15 protein-coding genes are annotated in these 18,646 nt (G+C 68.8%); 3 read left to right on the forward strand and 12 right to left on the reverse strand.

Features of this window, described 5'->3' with window-relative positions:
• Positions 1-220: 220 nt before the first annotated feature.
• The 8 genes from H4W30_RS08780 to H4W30_RS08815 all read right to left on the reverse strand — a co-directional run bounded on the left by H4W30_RS08780 (position 221) and on the right by H4W30_RS08815 (position 10,875).
• Entirely contained in the window at positions 221-1,207 is a 987-nt protein-coding gene (locus H4W30_RS08780; RefSeq protein WP_225948830.1) for a YihY/virulence factor BrkB family protein, read from the reverse strand.
• A 59-nt stretch (positions 1,208-1,266) separates the two neighbouring features.
• The gene (locus H4W30_RS08785; protein ID WP_192742312.1) at positions 1,267-1,479 is read right to left on the reverse strand and encodes a putative acetyltransferase; all 213 of its coding nucleotides are present in this window, start codon (positions 1,477-1,479) and stop codon (positions 1,267-1,269) included.
• A complete protein-coding gene (locus tag H4W30_RS08790) occupies positions 1,476-1,715 on the reverse strand; it encodes a glutaredoxin family protein (protein WP_126733136.1) in 240 nt (79 codons plus the stop codon). Before H4W30_RS08790 ends, H4W30_RS08785 begins: the two co-directional genes overlap by 4 nt.
• 3 nt (positions 1,716-1,718) lie before the next feature.
• Entirely contained in the window at positions 1,719-4,607 is a 2,889-nt protein-coding gene (locus H4W30_RS44495; RefSeq protein ID WP_192742313.1) for a helix-turn-helix transcriptional regulator, read from the reverse strand.
• An 89-nt stretch (positions 4,608-4,696) separates the two neighbouring features.
• Positions 4,697-4,891 (reverse strand): hypothetical protein, encoded by a 195-nt coding sequence (locus tag H4W30_RS08800; RefSeq protein ID WP_192742314.1) that lies wholly within the window; start codon positions 4,889-4,891, stop codon positions 4,697-4,699.
• Positions 4,892-4,903: 12 nt separating this feature from the next.
• Positions 4,904-7,780: a type 2 lanthipeptide synthetase LanM family protein gene (locus H4W30_RS08805; RefSeq protein WP_225948831.1), complete on the reverse strand. Its 2,877-nt coding sequence runs from the start codon at positions 7,778-7,780 to the stop codon at positions 4,904-4,906.
• 1,398 nt (positions 7,781-9,178) lie between these two features.
• Complete coding sequence (locus H4W30_RS08810) at positions 9,179-9,409, reverse strand: hypothetical protein (RefSeq protein WP_192742316.1); 231 nt, start codon at positions 9,407-9,409, stop codon at positions 9,179-9,181.
• Between the two features lie 137 nt (positions 9,410-9,546).
• Positions 9,547-10,875, reverse strand: a complete 1,329-nt coding sequence (locus H4W30_RS08815; protein ID WP_192742317.1) for a class II 3-deoxy-7-phosphoheptulonate synthase — start codon at positions 10,873-10,875, stop codon at positions 9,547-9,549.
• Positions 10,876-11,017: 142 nt separating this feature from the next.
• On the opposite strand from H4W30_RS08815, the gene H4W30_RS08820 reads away from it, so the two are divergent.
• Entirely contained in the window at positions 11,018-12,466 is a 1,449-nt protein-coding gene (locus H4W30_RS08820; protein ID WP_318780561.1) for an anthranilate synthase component I family protein, read from the forward strand.
• A complete protein-coding gene (locus H4W30_RS08825; RefSeq protein WP_192742318.1) occupies positions 12,463-13,047 on the forward strand; it encodes an anthranilate synthase component II in 585 nt (194 codons plus the stop codon). The genes H4W30_RS08820 and H4W30_RS08825 overlap by 4 nt, the downstream gene beginning before the upstream one ends.
• Here the strand turns inward: H4W30_RS08825 and H4W30_RS08830 are convergent.
• On the reverse strand, positions 13,025-14,410 hold the full coding sequence (locus H4W30_RS08830; protein WP_192742319.1) for an aminotransferase-like domain-containing protein: 1,386 nt from the start codon (positions 14,408-14,410) through the stop codon (positions 13,025-13,027). The two genes, H4W30_RS08825 and H4W30_RS08830, sit on opposite strands and share 23 nt — an antisense overlap.
• 107 nt (positions 14,411-14,517) lie before the next feature.
• Here H4W30_RS08830 and trpD point away from each other — a divergent pair, with 107 nt between their 5' ends.
• Positions 14,518-15,585: an anthranilate phosphoribosyltransferase gene (gene trpD / locus H4W30_RS08835; protein WP_192742320.1), complete on the forward strand. Its 1,068-nt coding sequence runs from the start codon at positions 14,518-14,520 to the stop codon at positions 15,583-15,585.
• 7 nt (positions 15,586-15,592) lie between these two features.
• On the opposite strand, the gene trpC is transcribed toward trpD, so the two are convergent.
• Genes trpC through H4W30_RS08850 form a run of 3 tightly spaced genes read right to left on the reverse strand, consistent with a single transcriptional unit; the run spans position 15,593 to position 18,612 of the window.
• Entirely contained in the window at positions 15,593-16,402 is an 810-nt protein-coding gene (trpC, locus tag H4W30_RS08840) for an indole-3-glycerol phosphate synthase TrpC (RefSeq protein ID WP_192742321.1), read from the reverse strand.
• A 20-nt stretch (positions 16,403-16,422) separates the two neighbouring features.
• Positions 16,423-17,604: a cytochrome P450 gene (locus tag H4W30_RS44500; RefSeq protein WP_192742322.1), complete on the reverse strand. Its 1,182-nt coding sequence runs from the start codon at positions 17,602-17,604 to the stop codon at positions 16,423-16,425.
• Positions 17,605-17,652: 48 nt separating this feature from the next.
• Positions 17,653-18,612 carry a cucumopine synthase-related protein gene (locus H4W30_RS08850; protein WP_192742323.1) on the reverse strand — a complete coding sequence of 320 codons (960 nt, stop codon included), beginning with the start codon at positions 18,610-18,612 and terminating at the stop codon, positions 17,653-17,655.
• Positions 18,613-18,646 lie beyond the last annotated feature (34 nt).

Consider the following 18,646-nt stretch of genomic DNA (forward strand, 5'->3'; position numbering starts at 1 on the left):
TGTCCACAGGGGACTGTTCCGGGATCGGCGATATCCGATATGGGTGCTTTACGAGGGGGTCGTGAGTGGCAAAGAGGGTTAGAACCCTCTTTGCCACTCACGACCCCCGCGCACACCGTACAAATCGCTCAACTCGGGCTCTGGCGCCGTGGAAGTGTCCCTTATGGACAGTCAGGAAGTGCCTCTTCGGCGAGACCCGCGACGATGTCCAGGTCGTGTGTCAGTCGGCGTTCTTCGTTTCGGCTTCGGCGACCGCGGCCGCTTCGTCGTCGTCCATCGCCGCGGTGTCACGCGGCGGGAGGAAGGGCTCGTCGTCGGCGGGGTATCCGGAGGCCTGCTCCTTGCCGCGCGCGAGTTCGGCGTCCAGTTCGGCGCCGAGGAGGACCGCGATGTTCGAGATCCACAGCCAGATCAAGAACACGATCACACCGGCGAGCGAGCCGTAGACCTTGTTGTACGAGCCGAAGTTGCTGACGTAGAAGGCGAAGCCGGCGGTGGCCGCGGCCCAGAGCAGCACGGCAACGATGCCGCCCGGCGTCAGCCACCGGAATTTCGGCTGCCGCACGTTGGGGCTCACCCAGTACAGCATCGCGAACGCGAGCCCCGCCAGCAGCGCGATCACCGGCCATTTCACGATGTCCCAGACGAGGACGCCGGTCGAGCCGAGACCGATCAGGTCGCCGAGGTAGCGGGCGATCCCGCCGGTCGCCACCACCCCGGCGGCACACAGGGCGAGCACGATCAGCACGGCGATGGTGAGCCCGATCCGCAACGGCACGGTCTTCCAGATCGGGCGGCCTTCGGGCATCGAGTAGATGACGTTGGACGCTCGCATGAACGCGCCGATGTAGCCGGAAGCGGACCACAACGCGCCCGCGGTGCCGATGATCGCCGCCGTTCCGGCCAGCCCGCCGGTCTTGGACAGCTCTTCGATCGCGCCGATCAGGATGTCCCGGCCCTGACCGGGTGCGATCCGGCCGACGTTCTCGACCAGTGCCTGGGTGGCCGACGGACCCATCAGACCGAGGATCGCGGTCAGCACGAGCAGACCGGGGAAGAGCGAGAGCACGCCGTAGTAGGTGAGCGCGGCCGCCCAGTCCAGCATGTTGTCGCGGTTGAACTGGGCGAATGTCCGCTTGAGCACCGCCCACCACGATCGTCGGGACAATTCGGTGGGACCGTCCGGGTCTTTCGCTGTGGCAGCCAAGGGAACCTCCTGCTGGGGATTCCTTGGCGTACCCGGTGACGCCGGGGCGAAACGGGTGGTCAGGCCGGGCGGGCACGCGGCGGTGGTGGGGGCGGGACCGTCTTCGCCAGCACGATGTCGGCCAGCCGGATCGTGGCGAGTCCGCGTTTGGTCTCCACCGTGCATTCCGTGTCGCCGCGGGAACGGAGGTAGCCGAGCGCGTCGGTGCACCCGCCCTCGATCCGGTACCGCACGACGACCCTCGTGCCGAGCGGGACGTCCGGCAGGGTCACCGGTTCAGGTGGGCGGTGAGCTCGTCGTCGCTCGGCTCGACCAGATGGGTGCCGTCCGGCCAGACGATCGTCGGGATCCGCCGCTCACCGTTCTGCAGCGCCCGCACGGTCTCCTCCGCACCGGAATCCGCTTCGACGTCGACGTAGTCGTACTCGATGCCCTTCGAGTCCAGGAGGGCACGGCTGCGTTTGACGTCGGGGCACCAGCCGGCGCCGTACACGATGAGGTCGCTCATGGATCACAGCATGCCAGGTCGCGGTCCGGCGGCGCGTTCGGCGAGTGCCGCACGGTCGGCGAGCCCGGTCTTGGCGAGCAGGCTCGCGACGTGTTTCTCGACCGTCCGCGGCGAGATGTGCAGGCGGGTGCCGATGTCCTTGTTGCCCATCCGCTCGGCGAGCAGCACCAGGACCTCGTACTCGCGCACGGTGACGCCGGACGCTCGCAGATCCCCGGGGACGCGGTCGACCCCGGAGCGGCGCTGCCGGACGGGTGCGCCGAGTTTGCGCAGGAGGGTCCGGCAGGCGGCCGCCACCGCCGGGATCTCCCTGCGGTGGAAGTACTCTTCGGCCTCTTTGAGCCAGCCGGCCGGATCACCCCAGCCGTCGGCGGCGGCCGGTTCGGCGATCAGCCGGAGCCCGAGATGCCGGGCGAGGGGATAGGGCGCCGACGTCTCCAGCGCGGAGGCCACCGCCTGTCCGGCCGCCACCGCGTCTCCTCGTCTGCCGTGCTCGACCGCGTGCGCGAATTCGACGAACTGCCGGTTCCACCGCATCCCGCTCACGGCGGAGCCGTCCTCCGGGCAGGGCGCGCCGTGGAGGGTCTCGACCAGCGTCCGGAGCCCGTGCCTGCCGGCGAGGTGGAAGCGGCTCGGCCGCAGTTCCTCCAGCTCGACGACCTGGCCGAGTTCGCGGCGAGCCCGGTCAAAGTCCTCTTCCAGCAGGGAGCAGAAGACCCGCGCGAGCCCGATGCTGAGCACCATCTCCTGCGCGTTCTCGCCGCCGCTCTCCCGGAAGTCGTCGAGCGCCTGCTCCATCGCCGGGCGGTCCGCCCGGTGCCCGGCGGACATCGCCCTGGTCATATGGGCGTACTGCAGCAACGCGGTCAACCGGAGCCTGCCGAGCACGGCGAGGTTCTCCGCCAGCAGCGCGTGCGCGATGCCGAATTCGCAGCGCAGGATCGCGTGCATGGTGCGCACGGAATCGACCGCGCAGTGCAGCGTGATCGATCCGGTGCGCTGGGCGTCCGCGCGGGCGAGCAACAGGGTCTGTTCGTCGCCGTTCATCAGCACGCGGTGGCCGCCGAGGCGGACCAGCGCCTGGGTGCGCAGATGGTGGAGGTGGTTGTCCTCGGCGGTCCGCCGCGCGAGCTGCATGTAGTGCTCGGATTCGGTGAGGTCCCGCGACAGCGCGAGCATGCCGAGCACCTGCAGGGCCTGGCAGACGACGAACGGCTGATCGGTCGCCTCGGCTACCTTCCAGGCCTGGCGCGCGAGCCGTTCCGCCGTGTCCGTCCGGCCGGGAACGTCCAGCCAGAGGTTCGCTTCGACGGCGTCGAGCGCGGCTCGCTGAGCCGGCGAGATCGCCGAACCGAGGGGAGCGCGGGCGCGTTCGATCTGGGCGAGGCATTCGTCGTGCCGCCCGGCGATGTAGGCGGCCCAGGCGAGCTGGGTATGCAGTTTCGCGGCCCGTTCGAGGGTGCCGATCTCGCCGAAGCCGGCGGAAAGCTCGACGGCGCGGTCGAACTGACCGGTCTGCCCGAGCGCGTGCACCAGCGTCTCCAGCACTTCGGCCCGATCACCTGAGTCGGCCCCGGCGAGCAGGTCGACGGCCTTGGTGAGCATCGTGACCGCGGAGTCGGCGGCGCCCGCGTCGAGGGCGCGGCGGCCGGTTTCGGCGAACAGGCGTCCGGCCGCCTGTTCGTCCAGCGCGGTCAGCCGGAGCGACGCGACGAGCGCGCACAGGTCACCCGGCAGCCCCGGGTAGAGCTTTTCGACGGCGTCGGCGGCCTGGCGGGCGAGCGCGGCCTTCCGTGCCGGTGACTGGCGGGCCAGCAACGCCTCCGCGGTCAGCGGATGACGGAAGGCGTACCAGCCGGGTGTCGTCTCGTCGGTGGTCACCAGGTTCGCCGAGACCGCGGCGCTCAGGTGGTTGTGGAGGGTCCGGTCGTTGGTGCCGGTGACCGTCTGGACCACCGTCAGCGGGAAGCGGCGGCCGATGATCGCCGCGACCGACAGCAGTTCGCCCGCCTGCTCGCCGAGTTGCTCCATCCGGACGCCGATGCTGGTGACCAGCGCGGCGGGAACGCGGGCGCGGAGTTCGCCGATGACGCGCCAGCCGTCGGTGCCCTCGACCAGCAGTCCGTCGTTCACCATGCCGTGGAGCAGTTCCTCGACGACGAAGGGAAGACCGGCGCTGTTGCGCCACAACAGTTCCGCCGCGGCCGGCGGAAGCCGCTCCGGCTCGGTCTCGAGGCAGGCGGCGGCGAGGGCGCGGGTGTCGGCGAGGCCGAGCCTGCCCAGTTCGACGACGGCGCAGCTCATCCGTTGCGCGCCGGAGGTCGCCAGGCGCAGGGCGTCGGAGGGTTCGTTGCGGAGCGTGCCCACGAAGAGGACGTGCGCCGCGGACAGGTTGTCGACGAGGTATTCGAGAATGAACAGTGTCTCCGCGTCGGCGTCCTGGAGATCGTCGAGGACCAGGAGGGCGCCGCGGTCGCGGCTGGTGACGGCCAGCAGCCGGAACACCGCTTCGGCGAGCACCAGCAGGGAGCCCGACTCCCGTGGCCGGTCGCCCCGGCCCCAGTCGGGGATGAGCTGGGCGAGCACGGGGATGAACGGGTCGAGTTCGGCCGCCGACGGCGGCCCTCCGCCGCGGAAATGCGACCACAGTGCCTGGGCCAGCGGACGGAACGGGACGAGCGGGCCGATCGAACCGGCTCGTCCCTGCAGCACCGGGATTTCGGCGGAGACCGCCCGTGCGGCGGCTTCGATCGCGAGCCGGGACTTGCCGATCCCGCCTTCACCCACGAGGAAGATCGCGCCGCCGCGACCCGCGATGGCGCGATCGAGAGCTCCGGAGAGCTCGGCCAGTTCGGCGTCGCGGCCGATCACCCGCGACGAACGGATACCCACCGCCGTGACTATAGCGAGCGGATTCCCCCGTCACCGGCGCGAAATGATCACGGAGGCGGGCGGCGCGAACCCGCCTCCGTGAGCCTGTCTCAGATCCAGCCGCCGGTGAAGACGCTGACGACGGACGGCGAGCCGGGGTCCGTGGACAGGGTGGCGAGCGGGTTGGCGCTCAGCCGGGGCTTGCCGCCCGCCAGCGCGTGGTTGCGCGAGCCGACCTCGAGGGCGCGCGGCAGGTTCACGGCGCCGAGGACGTCTTCGGTGGCGGGCAGTTCTCTGTCGTACATGCGGTTTTCTCCTCATACTCGATTTACCGGCGGAACTACGCTGGCCGCGGGATGCGGCCGGTCTGGGCGGAGCAGGAGCGCGGAGGGGACCCGGTCACCGAATCCCAGCCGCAGCAGGCCGTAACCGATTCCCGCCAGACCGCTCAGCAGCCCTGGCGAGGGCACCGCGCCGGGTGTCCCGCAGCGGGCGCCGCGCTGGTCGATGGCGGCGAGCAGATGACCGGTCCGGCGGCGTACCGCGGCGGCGGCGCCAGTGTGCCCGTTCTCCGCCAGCACGCACAACACGTCCAGCACTCCGGACTCGCCGTGGCAGAGGCTGAGATCCTTGAGCGGTGCCCCGTCGGCCAGCCGTTTGATCGTCCGGTCGAGGTCCCTGGCGTGCCCGGGATCGGCTAGGTGGGCGGCGAGGCCGAGCGCGTCACCCGCGAGACCTCCGCACCAGCCGCCGGTGCTTTCCGCCCGATCGTCCGCCCTTCCGGGTGGTTCTTCGCCGGAACGGTCGTGTGCCCGCAACACCCAGTCGATCCCGGCCGAACCGCGGGCGAACGACTTCTCTCGCGGACGTTCACGGCCGAGCAGTTCTCCGGTGTAGCGGTCGGCCCGCGCCAGCGCCGTGTCCAGTCCTGTTTGGACATACACCGACCGCATCGACGCGACACCGCCCGCCAGTCCCGTCGTGAACCCGGACGGTGTTTCCGGGGTGGCGTCGGGCATCAGGTCGACGGCCTGCTCGATGAGATCGCCCGCGGGAAGGCCGACCAGGGTGCTGAGCCGGGCGATCGTGTATGCGACGCCGCCGAGGCCGAGAAGGCCACCACATCCGGCTGTGGCGGCCAGCTCCCGGTCGGCGCGGAGCGTGGCGAAGAGGCCGGGGAGCGGGCTGATCGCGTACGCGGCCAGGTCGCGGTATCGCGCGATCCCGGTCAGTTCGGCGAGCTGGGCGAGGAACAACGCGACACCGCAGTAGCCCTCGCCGAGCCCGGCGCCCATCGGCAGTACGGTCCAGTACCGGTCGTCGACGAGTTCGATCCCGAGCCAGTTGGAGCGGTGTTCGTCGGAGAAGGCGTTGGCGACGATCTGGTCGGCGATGCCGCACGCGGTGACCAGCAGTCGTTCCGCGTCGGGCGCCTGGTTCGGCGCCGCCGTCTCCGCGGTCTCGCCGCCGAGATGGCCCACGGTCGCCATGCTGATGGCGAGGGTGGCCGAGATCAGCCATTCCTGGTCGCGCTGGTCGAGCGGGTCCATGTCGGCGAGCTTGGCCAGCACGGTGTCCAGCGACGGCCGTTCGACCACGCCTTCGACGTTCTCGCCGCGGGAATCCACCAGCGACGTCGAGCCGGGGTTCGAGGTGAACATCGGCACGTCGCCCGCCCAGAGATCGTCCCGCTCGTGGGGCACCAGGCGGAGCAGCTTCTCCTCGTCGGCGGAATCCTCTTCGAGCAGGTCGAACGCGCGGTCGCGGTCGGCGGCGTCGCGAAGCAGGTCGGGATGGGTGGTCTCGTCCAGTAAGCGGAAGTAGAAGTTCGTCGGCCGGATGAGCACCCGGATGGGATCCTCGGCGCAGCGCCGGAGGTGCTCGGCGAGCTCGTCCCGCGCGCTGGAGATCGCGTCGTAACCGAGCCGGAATCCGGCCAGCAGCGCGGCACTGTGCTCGGCGGGCGTGACGTCGCGGCCGTCGAGACGCGGCAGGTTGTTCCCGCCCGCGAGTTCGCCGGGCACCCGGACCAGTCGCATGCGGTCGGTGCCCGGATCGGCCCAGTCGACGCGGTCGGTGGGCAGCTTGCCACCGCGGCCGGCGAGGCCGGAGATGTCGACGGCACCGTGTTCGCCCGCGAAGAGCTGGGGGAGCAGCAGCGTGCGCTGGACCGAGCGCGCCAGCATCGCCGCCGCGGGGTCGCCCTCCGGCGGATCGGGCGGCGATGGCTGGAAGAGCGTCTCGATGTCGATCAGCACCGGCTGGTCGCCGCAGGCGATGATGTTCTCGTAGTGGACGTCGGTGGCGTCGAGCGCGTACAGGAGAGCCAGGAGGATGCCTTGCCGCCGGTAGAAACGGTCGACGTCACCGATATCGGCGCACGGCCGGTGCTCGACGAACCGGAGCCAGCCGTAGCCCGCACGCGGTAGCGCGTCCGCGGTCCGCAGTTCGAGTCCGGGCAGCCGTTTGTTCAGCAGGGTGACGACGTCGGTGAACCGCTCGTGCAGGATCAGCGGCCGGGGTTTGTAGATCACCTTGGCGCCGCTGGAGAACCGGAGCAGTTTGACCGAACGGCCGCGGGCGTGCGAGTCACCGATCCCGCCCGCGACCTCGACGAGCGTGCCGAGCTCGCCGTCGACGACCGAGCAGGGCAGCAAGGCGGCGTCGGCCGAGAACCGGGCCAGCGTTTCGGCGTGGGCCTCGACGGCGTGGAGGCACGCCTGGGCGACGAGCCGGGCCAGCACCGGGTACTCGCCGAACAACCGGACGAGCCCGGCCGGAGTGGCTTGCCGGCGCACGAAATCCGAGAAGCGCTCTTCGGCCGTCTCACCCTGGAGGTGTCCGGCCTTGCGGTCGCGGTGGAGTTCGAGGACCAGTGTCCGGACCGCGAGCTTCAGCAGATGCTGGTCGAGCTGAGCCGCGAAACCCCGGCGGAGGGCTTCGACGTCGGCGCCCGGGAGATCGTCCGGGACCGCGTCATGGGAAGCGGCGTGGACGAGCGGCCTGAAGACCCCGGCGAAGTCGACACGCCAGTCACCGGCTGGGGGACGCTCCGGCAGAAGCGCGGCGACCGCGTGTTCGGCGAAGTCCGCCCAGGCGGGCTTGTCCGCTGTCCGTTCGCGCGGGGTCTGGCCGGGCACCCACCACCTCGGCGGCAGGGACGGCGCGGCTGGTCGGGGCGTCACGGAAGTCATGGTTTCAGCCCGGCGTCGCACGCACATGGGGGCCTCACCCCCACATTCAGCGCACGCACGAAGGTGTCCGGAGAGTGACGGACGAGAGAGTCTTCAGCGGAATATGGGGTCCAGGCACCCATGCGCGGGGACCGGTCCCGGCCGCACCATGGTCGGGTGGCGCGGAACTCGGGCGCGGGCCGGTTACTGGGGGTCCGGCCCGCGCCCGCCCGGAACCCTTGAGAATCGACGCGCTTTCCTTTTCGGTGGTGAAAAACCGGAACCCGGTAAAGGGACACGGTCATGTCCCTTTACCGGGTCGCAAACACGAGGGGCCGACCCGCGCCAACAGATTGGCCCCCGTCAAACCCTGTGCTTAGAGCGTCAGACCAGCCATCCGAGCACGTGGGCCAGGTGCGCGAGCAGACCCGAGATCAGGTCGTGGCCGTGGTGCACGTGCTGGGTGAACATCTGCATTGAGGGGCTCCTTGTATCGGATTTCGTGTTCGGTTGTGCTCTCGCGAGGAGCGATCGAAGATTTTCACCACGTTGGCACGCTGTCAAAAAACGATTTCCCGGGCCGTCGGCGGGTCGTGAATCTTCCTACGATAAACACGTAAGTCTTTCGTGTTTTGCGCCAGGGGTGGGCCTCGCGGGCGATGACACTGTGCGTAGCGAGCCCCAGGTCGGCCGATGTGGAATCTAAGCCTCCGCTACGGCAAGTGGGCGGGCGAGTGACACGAACCGGTGATCCACACGCCACGAATGGTGAGTCGGTGAGAATCACCGATACGGGTGACGCCACCCCGCGTCCGATAGCACGAAGGAAGACGCTTCGCTCCGGCCGATTGCGGGACGGTGATCGTTCACGCACTCACCGGAAATGGGGTTTTCCGGTGTTTCGTCGAACAATCGCGGCCGTCTCCGTCGTGCTGGCGACAGCGTTCGGGCTGACCGTCGCGGCGGATTCGTCCGCGGCCGGCACCGTCACCCAGACCTGGAGCTGTCATCCGAGGCTTGCCGGCCAGACCGTGCACGTGACCGTCACCGCGCCCGCCGTCGTGAAAAAGAATGTGGAGGCTGCTGTTTTCGTCAAGGTCGAAAACGTCAGGCCTTATCCGGGTCCGGGTTGCTTCCTGAGACAGGGAGGAGCGGGCACCGGCGAGGTCAAGATCGACTCACGGAAGAACCCGGCCACGATCCCGATCGGTGGGCACTTCAGCGTCGAGGGCACACAGCAGGTCACGTTCTCGGCTCGAGGCACGGTCACCCTCGGCCTTCATCGCTCGGCAGGCCGCTCACCTACTGGTGGTGCGCCTTGCCCGCGGACCAGCAGCCGCCGAGGCCGCGACCGTGACGGTGATCTGACCGCCCGGCTCCGGTGGTGCGGATCCGCACCACCGGAGCCGGCGTCGCGCCTTACCGCTTGATGTAGAGATCCCACGTCCAGGTCGACGCGGAGCAGAAGTAGGCCGACCAGCGGCCGGCCTGCTGGCCGGAGTGGCCATTGATCCGGCAGTCGCCCTCTGTGGACCAGCTGGACTCGTAGTAGTACCTCGGATCGACACCCGCGCCGGCAGGCTGCGCGAACGCGATCGTCGACGCCAGCGCGCCCAGGACGGCGGCGGTCGCCGCGATCTTCCTCTTCACTTGTGTAGCCCCAGTTCTCTTCTTGGAACACTTGCGTGCACAAGTAATCATGGATCGGGGTCACTTGTCCTCCGAACGGGCGAGTTCGTGACCTTGGCCGTCGGCCGAGGCGATGGTCAAGAGGTTCGCCCGCCCGTTCACAGCAGCTCGGCGATATCGAACGCGAGGTCGAGCGACTGGCTGCGGTTGAGCCTGGGATCGCACGTGGACTCGTAGCGGTGGTGCAGGTGGTCGACCAGGACTTCGTTACTGCCCCCGACGCACTCGGTCACGTCCTCTCCGGTGAACTCCACATGGACGCCACCGGGATGCGTACCGAGTGCGCGGTGGACCTCGAAGAAGCCGCGCACCTCGTCGACGACGTCGGCGAACAACCGCGTCTTGTGGCCGCTCGAGGCCGTGAAGGTGTTGCCATGCATCGGGTCACAGATCCAGACGGACACTCCGCCGACGGCTTGGGCGGCCCGGATCAGGGCGGGGAGCCGATCACGGATCTGCCGCGCGCCCATCCTGGTGATGAAGGTCAGCCTGCCCGGCTCGCGGTCCGGGTCGAGAATGTCCACATAGGATCGCACTTCGGCGGGGGTCGTCGTCGGACCGAGCTTGACCCCGATGGGGTTGGCGATGCTTCTGAAGTAGGCGACGTGGGCGCCGTCCAACGCGCGGGTGCGTTCGCCGATCCACAACATATGGCCACTGGTGGCGTAATCGCGCCCAGTGCTGTGATCGGTGCGGGTGAGCGTGTCCTCGTAGTCCAGCAGCAGGCCCTCGTGGCTGGCGAAGATCTCGGCCGAGCGCAGTTCTTCGGGCTGGGCGCCGCAGGCGCGCATGAACCGTAACGCGCGATCGATTTCGTAAGCCACCTCCTCGTACCGGGCACCCGACGGTGAGTTCGCCACGAAGTCCCGGTTCCATCGATGCAGCTGATCGAGGCTCGCGTATCCGTTACGCGCGTAGCCGTCCACGATGTCCAATGTGGCTCGTGATGCCTCGTACATCCGCCACAGCCGGGCCGGATCGGGTCGCCGCGCCGCGGCGTCGAAGGGGTAGCCGTTCACCGCGTCGCCCCGGTACACCGGCAGGGCGAGGCCGTCGCGAGTCTCGGTGGAGCTCGACCGCGGCTTCGCGTACTGCCCGGCCATCCGGCCGATCTTGACGATCGGCATCGCGGCCGCGTGCGTCAGCACGACGGCCATCTGCAGCAGGGTCTTGGTCTTGTCCTGGATCGCCCTCGGTGTCGCACCGTCGAAGGTCTCCGCGCAGTCGCCGCCCTGCAGCGCGAAGGCCCGGCCGGAAGCCACCTCCGCGAGGCGGTGCCGCAGGTCGTCGCACGCGCGCGGGGTGACCAGCCCGGGCGCGGCCGACAACCTGGCGAGCACCTCGCGCAGGGCGGCGCGATCCGGCCATTCCGGCTGGTGCGCCGCGGGCGCGTCCCGCCAAGGGACGAGTACTTCGGAATTCGTCACGAAAGGCAGACCACCACGATTTCGCGCTTGTGCGCAACGAATTCGCCGAGTGGTCCGGTCGAGCGGAGTCGAAGTGGTCTGGGCGCGGGCGCTCCCGGCTTGGTTGTCTTTTCCAGCGGCTGAATCAGGGAGGTGCGATAGCGTGAGGACGCAATTCGTGGACGTCGCCGTCGACGCGATCACCGTGCGAACCACCGCGTCCGCGCTGGCGGTGAGGAACGAACTGTGCCGTCGGTTCGGTGCGGAAGACGTCTACCTACTGGAAGACCTGCATCCGGGCAATCTCGACACCCGCCGGAGTACGGGAACCGTGGTGGGGTTCGGCAGGCTCGTCGAGATCTCCGTGCTCGGCGACGAGGTGACCGTCCGGGGCGACGGCCGGGTGGCGGATCTGGTCCGGGTTCTCTGCGGCCGGCCGGCGGCGAACGTCTGGGACACGCTGCGCGAGGTCACCGGCTCGTTCCGGGTACGGACGGAGGTGCCGGGGTTCGCCTTCGGGTTTCTCACCACCGTCGGCTACGACGCCGCCGCGTTGATGGAGGACTTGCCGCCACGCAGGGGCGGACCCGATGTTCCGGACCTGACTCTCACCCTGTTCCAGCACACCTTGTGGTTCGACCGCGAGGACGCACCGCCGGTCTTGCACGTGGCCACCGGGCCCGACCTCCCGGAGTCCTCGCCCCAGGATGTCCTGCGGAACATCCCCGGTGTCGATGGTCCGATGCCGGAAGCGACCAAGCCGCGGTCGGTGCGCGATTCCGTCGAAAAGGACACCTTCCTCGGCTGGGTCGAGCGCTGTCTCGAGCACATCCGCGTCGGGGACATCTACCAGATCCAGGTAGGTCACCGGATCGACGTGCACAGCGACCTGACACCGGAAGACGTGTACCGCCGCTTGAGGCATCGAAATCCTTCGCCCTACATGTATCTCGTCACCCAGTCGGGCAAGACGCTCGTCGGAGCGAGCCCGGAGGTGCTCTTCCGGGTCGACGACGACGCCAGGATCACCATGCGGCCGATCGCGGGCACCACACGCCGTGACCCGGCCGGGTCGGACAACGAGCGCCGTATCAAGGAACTGGTGGCCAGCACCAAGGAACAGGCCGAGCACGTCATGCTGGTCGACCTCTGTCGCAACGACGTGGGCCGGGTGTGCCGTCCGGGCACCCTCTCGGTGGACGACCTGATGGCGGTCGAGGCCTTCTCCCACGTGTTCCATCTGGTGTCCACGGTGACGGGCACGATGGCGGGTGGGCATGACGTCTGGGACGTACTGTGCGCCACTTTCCCCGCCGGGACGATGACCGGGGCGCCGAAGCTGCGCGCGATGGAGATCATCGACGAGATCGAGGTCGAGCGCCGCGGCGTGTACGCGGGTGCCGTCGGTCTCGTCGACCTTCGGGGCTGGGCCGAGCTGGCGTTGTGCATCCGGACGATCACGCACCACGAGCCATCGCCGGGTGAACACCGGTACTCCACGCAGAGTTGCGCGGGTGTGGTGGCGCTGTCCGAACCGGAGCGGGAATGGGACGAGACCTTGGCCAAGATGGGGGCCACCTATTGGGCGCTCACCGGGGAGGAGCCGGCGTGAAGGTGCTCGTGGTGGATGCCTTCGACAGCTTCGTCCACATCATCGACCAGTATCTGCGACAGCTCGGTGCGGACACCGCGGTCGTGCGATCCGGCACGCGCACACCGGAGGAGCTGGCGGCGACGCGGCCGGACGCGGTCGTGCTCGGCCCGGGCCCCGGTCATCCCGCCGACTCCGGCCACGTGGATCTGGTCCGGCGGTTCGCGGGCGAAGTGCCGCTGCTCGGTGTGTGCCTGGGGCACCAGGCCATCGCCTTGGCCTTCGGTGGAGCGGTCCGGCTCGCGGACAACCTCATGCACGGACGCACGAGCGTGATCGAGCATGACGGCCGAGGTGTGTACACGGGTTTGCCCGAGCGGCACGAGGTCACCCGGTATCACTCGATAGTCGTCGCCGAGCCGTTGCCCGGCGATCTCGTCCGCACGGCACGGTCCCTCGACGACGGCTACGTGATGGGAATGCGGCACCGGGAACTGCCCATCGAAAGCGTGCAGTTCCACCCGGAGAGTGTCGCCACCGTCGACGGCACGAGAATGATGGCGAACTTCTTGGCCGCTGTCACGACGCGAGCAGACCGCTGACCTCGTCCATCACGCTCGCGAGCAACTTGACGGAGTCCGCGAGCCGCCCGCGCCGCACAGCGCCATAACCGAGCACCAACCCGGACGAGGCAGGACGGCGGTCGAGCTGGAAGTACCGGACCGGTTGGACGAGAGCCGATCGCCGCCTGGCCTCGGCGGACACCCGTCCGTCGTCGATTCCGGCGGGCAACGCGACGTACGCGTGGGTGCCCGCCGGCACACCGGTCATCCGAGCGCCCTGCAGGTGTTCCTCGATGGCGTCTCCCAAGGCCGCGCGCCTCGCCCTGCAGGTGCCGCGGATCTGCCGGATGTGCTGGTCGAGCAGACCCGACGAGACGAAGTGGGCGAACGCCAGCTGGGTCAGCGCGTCCGGTGCCCCCAGCTGCGCCTGGCTGAGCCGCTTGGCGACCACGCCGGGTACCACCGACCAGCCGAGCCGCAGGCCGGGACCGAGCAGGCCACGCGTCGACCCGGCGTAGATCACCCGGTGTGTCCGATGCCGTTGCAGGGCGAGCGGACCACTGCCGGCGCCGAACCACAGGTCACCGTCCCGGTCGTGTTCGACCACCCAGCCGTCCACTTGGTCGGCCCAGCGCAGGAGCTCTTTCCGGCGGCTCGCCGAGAGCATGACGCCGGTCGGTACCTGTGAGACCGGCGTGATCAGCACCGCCCGGGCTTCGGAACGAGCGAGCGCCTCGACGTCGATGCCCTCGCGGTCCACCGGCACTCCGGTCACTCGCAGGCCCGCGCGTTCCGCGATCCCGGCCAGCCACGGCGTACCGGGGTTCTCCACGGCGATGTGTCCGGCACCGAGGTCGTGCAGGGCGTGGCACAGGCCCTCGAAGACATGCGCGAAGTCCGCGGCGACGACGACCTCGGAAGCACCGGTCAGTACCCCTCGCGAACGGCCGAGGTACGCGGCGAGTTCGGTACGCAGTTCCGCGACACCGAGCGGGTGCCGTCGCGGACCGGTGCCCCCGATCGATCGAGCCATGTGCCGGTAGGCGTGCAGCCATTCACGCTCGGGGAAGAACGCCGTACTCGTCGCGTCGACCCGAAGGTCGAACCGCACGTCCACGAGCTCGGACGGTCGCCTCACCCCAGCCGTGCCGAGACGAGGCAGATGTGTCGCCACCTGGGTGCCCGATCCCTGAGTGGCTCTGAGGTATCCCTCGGCGATCAGCTGTTCGTAGGCCTGGACCACGACACCGCGTGAGACCCCGAGATCCGCGGCGAGGGTACGGCTCGACGGTAGCCGCACCCCTTGATGCAACGTGCTGTCCGTGATCCGCTCACGGATCGCCGATTCGACCTGCGCGGTCAAGGACAACGGCGAATCACGGTCGATGGTGATCGGCAACATTCTTCCCCCACGACGGAAATGGTCCGCTTCAAGCGGTGTCGAATGGTCTAGGCCGGCACCTCCGCCGCCTGGAACGCTGAACCCGGCATCCGAGCGGAGGAGGAACGATGGCGGGCGGGGAGACCACGATCGAGACGGATCGGAAGCGGTGGGCGGAAATACTTTCGGCGCTCACCCAGGGGCATGACCTCGCCGCTGAGGACACGGAGTGGGCGCTGGGAGAGGTCATGCGCGGCGCGGCAGGCGAGGCCAGGCTGAGCGGCCTCCTGATCGGCTTGCGGTCCAAAGGGGAGACCGCCCCGGAACTCGACGGCCTGGTGCGGGCGATGGACGCGCATGCGGTCCGGATCGCGGTGGACGGGCCCCTGCTGGACATCGTCGGCACCGGTGGCGACCAGGCGGGCACGGTGAACATCTCCACCATGTCGGCGATCGTCGCCGCGGCGACGGGAGCGCGGATCGTCAAGCACGGCAACAGGTCGGCGTCCTCGCAGTGTGGTTCCGCCGATCTGCTCGAAGCGCTCGGCGTCGTCATCGACCTTCCGGCGGCGACGGTGCGCCAGGTACTTTCCGAGGTGGGTATCGCATTCTGCTTCGCCCCGGTGTTCCATCCCGCGATGCGCCATGCTTCCCAGGTACGCCGGCAACTCGGCGTTCCGACGGTCTTCAACGTACTGGGCCCGTTGACGAATCCCGCCGCGCCGGCCGCGTCCGCCATCGGTGTGGCCGAAGCCCGGATGGCGCCGATCGTCGCCGAGGTCCTGTCCCGTCGAGGACGCTCCGCCCTGGTCTTCCGCGGGGACGATGGGCTCGACGAGCTGACGGTCACCACGACCTCCCAGGTGTGGACCGTGTACGACGGAACCGTACGGCAGGAGACCTTCGACCCGCGCGACCTCGGTATCCCGCTGGTGTCACCGGACCGGTTGCGTGGGGGAGGGCCGGCGCGCAACGCCGAGATCACCCTGGATTTCCTCGACGGCGCACCAGGTCCGGTTCGTGACGCGGTCCTCCTTTCCGCCGCCGCGGGACTCGCCGCGGCCGCGCCCGGCACCGCGCCGATCACGGAGCGGTTGGGTGTGTGCTTCGAGAAGGCCTCTAGCGCAGTCGACAGTGGTGACGCCGGGGCCCTGCTCGGCCAGTGGGTCAGGGTGACGGGCAAGCTGGCCGAATAGCCTTCGGTCATTCCGCCTCCTCCCTCCGTCCCGCCGCCAGCATCGCCGCGACAGCGTCGGCGGGACGGTCGTCGATGACGAGAGCCGAGCCGACGAGCACCGCGTCGGCACCGGCTCCGGCGTACGAGCCGACGTCGGCCGGCCCTCGTACGCCGGACTCGGCGACCGTGACGACGTCGGCGGGTATCCCGGCTGCCAGCCGGGGAAAAGTGTCCCGATCGACCTGCAGCGTCGTCAGATTCCTGGCGTTCACACCGATGATCCGGGCACCGGCGGCCACCGCTGTCGCGACCTCCTGTTCGGTGTGTGTCTCCACCAATACGGCCAGCCCGTACTCGGCCGCCTCCTTCAGCAGTCCGTCGAGTTGCCGCCCGCTCAACGCCGCGACGATCAGCAGCACCAGGTCGGCGCCGGCGGCGGCGGATTCGGCCAGCTGGTACGGATCGACGATGAAATCCTTGCGCAGCAAGGGAACACTGACCGAATCACGGACGGCGCGCAGGTCGGCCAGCGAGCCGCCGAAGTGTCTCGGTTCGGTCAGCACGCTGATCGCGGCCGCCCCGCCCGCGACGTATTCGGCGGCGAGCGCCTCCGGCCGCTCGATCGCCGCCAGCCTGCCCATGGCCGGGCTGACCCGTTTGACCTCGGCGATCAGCCGAACGCCGTGGGTGCCGCGCAACGCGGCCCCCACGGCGTCCGGCGTCATCCGGGGGCCACGGGCCTCGGCGCGGCGGCGCAGGACCGCCGGGCTCACCTCGGCCATCCGAGCAGGCAGGTCCGTGCGAACTCCGGCCACGATCTCCGCCAACACGTTCACCTTGTCGCCCCCTGCCGCGCTTACCGGGAAACGGTCGTGTTCGCCGGCGACACGAGCGTGTCGAGCGAGACCACGTAGTCGATCATCTGCTCTTGACTCCGCATCGGACGTTCAGGATCGAAGCGGATCTCCTCGAAGGTCTCGACCACTCGCTCCACCACGACACGGCCGAGCGTGCGTACCAGCGGCAGCCCCAGGCAGATGTACATTCCCTGCCCGAAGGTCAGATGCGGGTTCGGCGAGCGTGTGATGTCGAACCGGTGCGCCTGCGGGAACCGGGCCTCGTCGAAGTTGGCCGCCGAGTCCCAGACCACGATGTAGCTGCCCGCTTTGATCTCGCGTCCGCCCAGTTCGGTGTCGTGCCGCGCGGTGCGCCAGAGGTTGAACCACGAGAAGTCGAAGCGCAAGACCTCCTCGATCGCCCCGGGGATCAGCGAAGGGTCGCTCCGCAGGGCCTGGTAGAACTCCGGATTCCGGCAGAACCTGGCGAACATGTAGGACAGCAGCAGCGACGTCGGCGCGTTGCCCGCCGTCACCAGGTCCAGGCACATGTGGATGATCTTTTCTTCCGGCAGCCGGTCGTCCTTCGCCCGTGCCTGCAGCAACGCGCTCATCAGGTCGCCGGTCGGCTTGCGCTTACGCTGGTCGAGCTGATCGGTGAGCATGCCGACGACCTCGGCGTGATCCGGCTGGAAGATCCCGACGAGCTGACCGAACATCTGGTCCGACCATTGCCGGAAGCGGTCGGGCCCGGGGATCTGCAGCCCGAACAGATGCCCGATCACGTGCTCCATCAACGGGTAGCCGAGGTCGCCGAGTACCTCCAGGCGACCGGAAGCCAGTGCGGGCTTCAGCAACGCGTCGACCATCGGTGCGAAGTCCGACGCGTGGGCTTCGATGTTGCCCGGCACGAAGGAACGGGCCACGAAGCTGCGCAGAAAGCGGTGCTCCTGGATGTCGGCCCGGCCGAACGAGAACGGCAGACCCATGTGGGTCTTGTTGGTCACCGAGAAGGTGTCCGGGTCCTTGAGCACCCGTTGGACGTCCTCGTATCGGAACACCTCCCACAGGTTGTATTCCGGACGGTGCCGCAGTGGCTCGACCCGGTGCTGGTGCTGGAACCAGGCGATACGTTCCTCGATCGAGTCGCTCAGATCGGGGAACAACAGATCCCTGGTCGGCTTACTGGAGGTACTGGTCACTTCTTGCCTCTCCTACGACTTCGGTGCGTGTCCGCCGGAGCCCGGCGGTCAGAGGCGTTCCGCGGTGATCCAGATGAGGTCCTTCGTACGGAAGGTGCTTTCCCAGACCGCTTGGCCGACCTTGGGCAGCCGGTCGATGTGCTCGTCGGCCACCTTGCCGAGAACGGGGCCACGCAGTGTCTCCGTCGTCGGTCCGTATTGGACGATCAGCTTGTTGCCGGTCGCCTGGCTGAACCGGAGCCGTCCGGGCGGCGCGTCGCAGATGCGTTCGGTCACCGGTGTCGGTGCCACGCTGACCAACGGCGCCCACGCGTACATGGATTCGCCGCTGACCACGGCATGGTCCTGCAGCACCGTGAACGGCAGGCAGTCGAGGAAGTCCCCGCACAGCTGCTCGTTGAGGTCGCAGGCGAGCTCGGCGTCGACGCTGAGGCCGAGTGGCTCCCAGGTGAGCCGGATGGGAACGCGCCGGGACGGCTCCTCCTCGACGCTGACCGGCGTGGGGTTGTACTGCTGCCGCAGCGCGAGGTCGCTCGAGTTGTAGCGATAGTGCTCGCCGACGTGCCAGGGGAAATAGTGGTGCGACCAGGCGGTCAGCCGGTTGACGTATTCGGTGAAGGTGGACAACCTGTCCACGAGCTCACGGCGGTCCGCCACGGGGGCGTGGATCCGCTCGGCGTACTCCGCCAGCGTCGGGAAACCGCTGTAGCCGAGGTACTTGCTGTAGATCGGGTCCCACGTCCGGAAGACCGTCAACACGTTCTCGACGGGCAGGCTCTCGTCGTGAGCCATCCGGACCAGCTGATAGAGATTCATCGAATAGTCACGAACGATGCCGTTCGCGAAATCCCACGTGGTGAAGTACTGATCGTAGGATCCCGGTGCTTCGCTGAGCGTTCCGGTGCGCATCTGTCGAATCTCCGACGGTTCCTCGGCCGCCAGCTTCCGGGTCAATTCCTTGAGATCGGAAAACGCGGATTCCCTGAGATCTGGATATGCGGTGGACATGCTTCCCCCTAGGGACGTATGGCAATGAACTACT

Origin of the sequence: Amycolatopsis roodepoortensis, assembly GCF_014873915.1 — a bacterium.
In the GTDB taxonomy this organism is placed as follows: domain Bacteria; phylum Actinomycetota; class Actinomycetes; order Mycobacteriales; family Pseudonocardiaceae; genus Amycolatopsis; species Amycolatopsis roodepoortensis.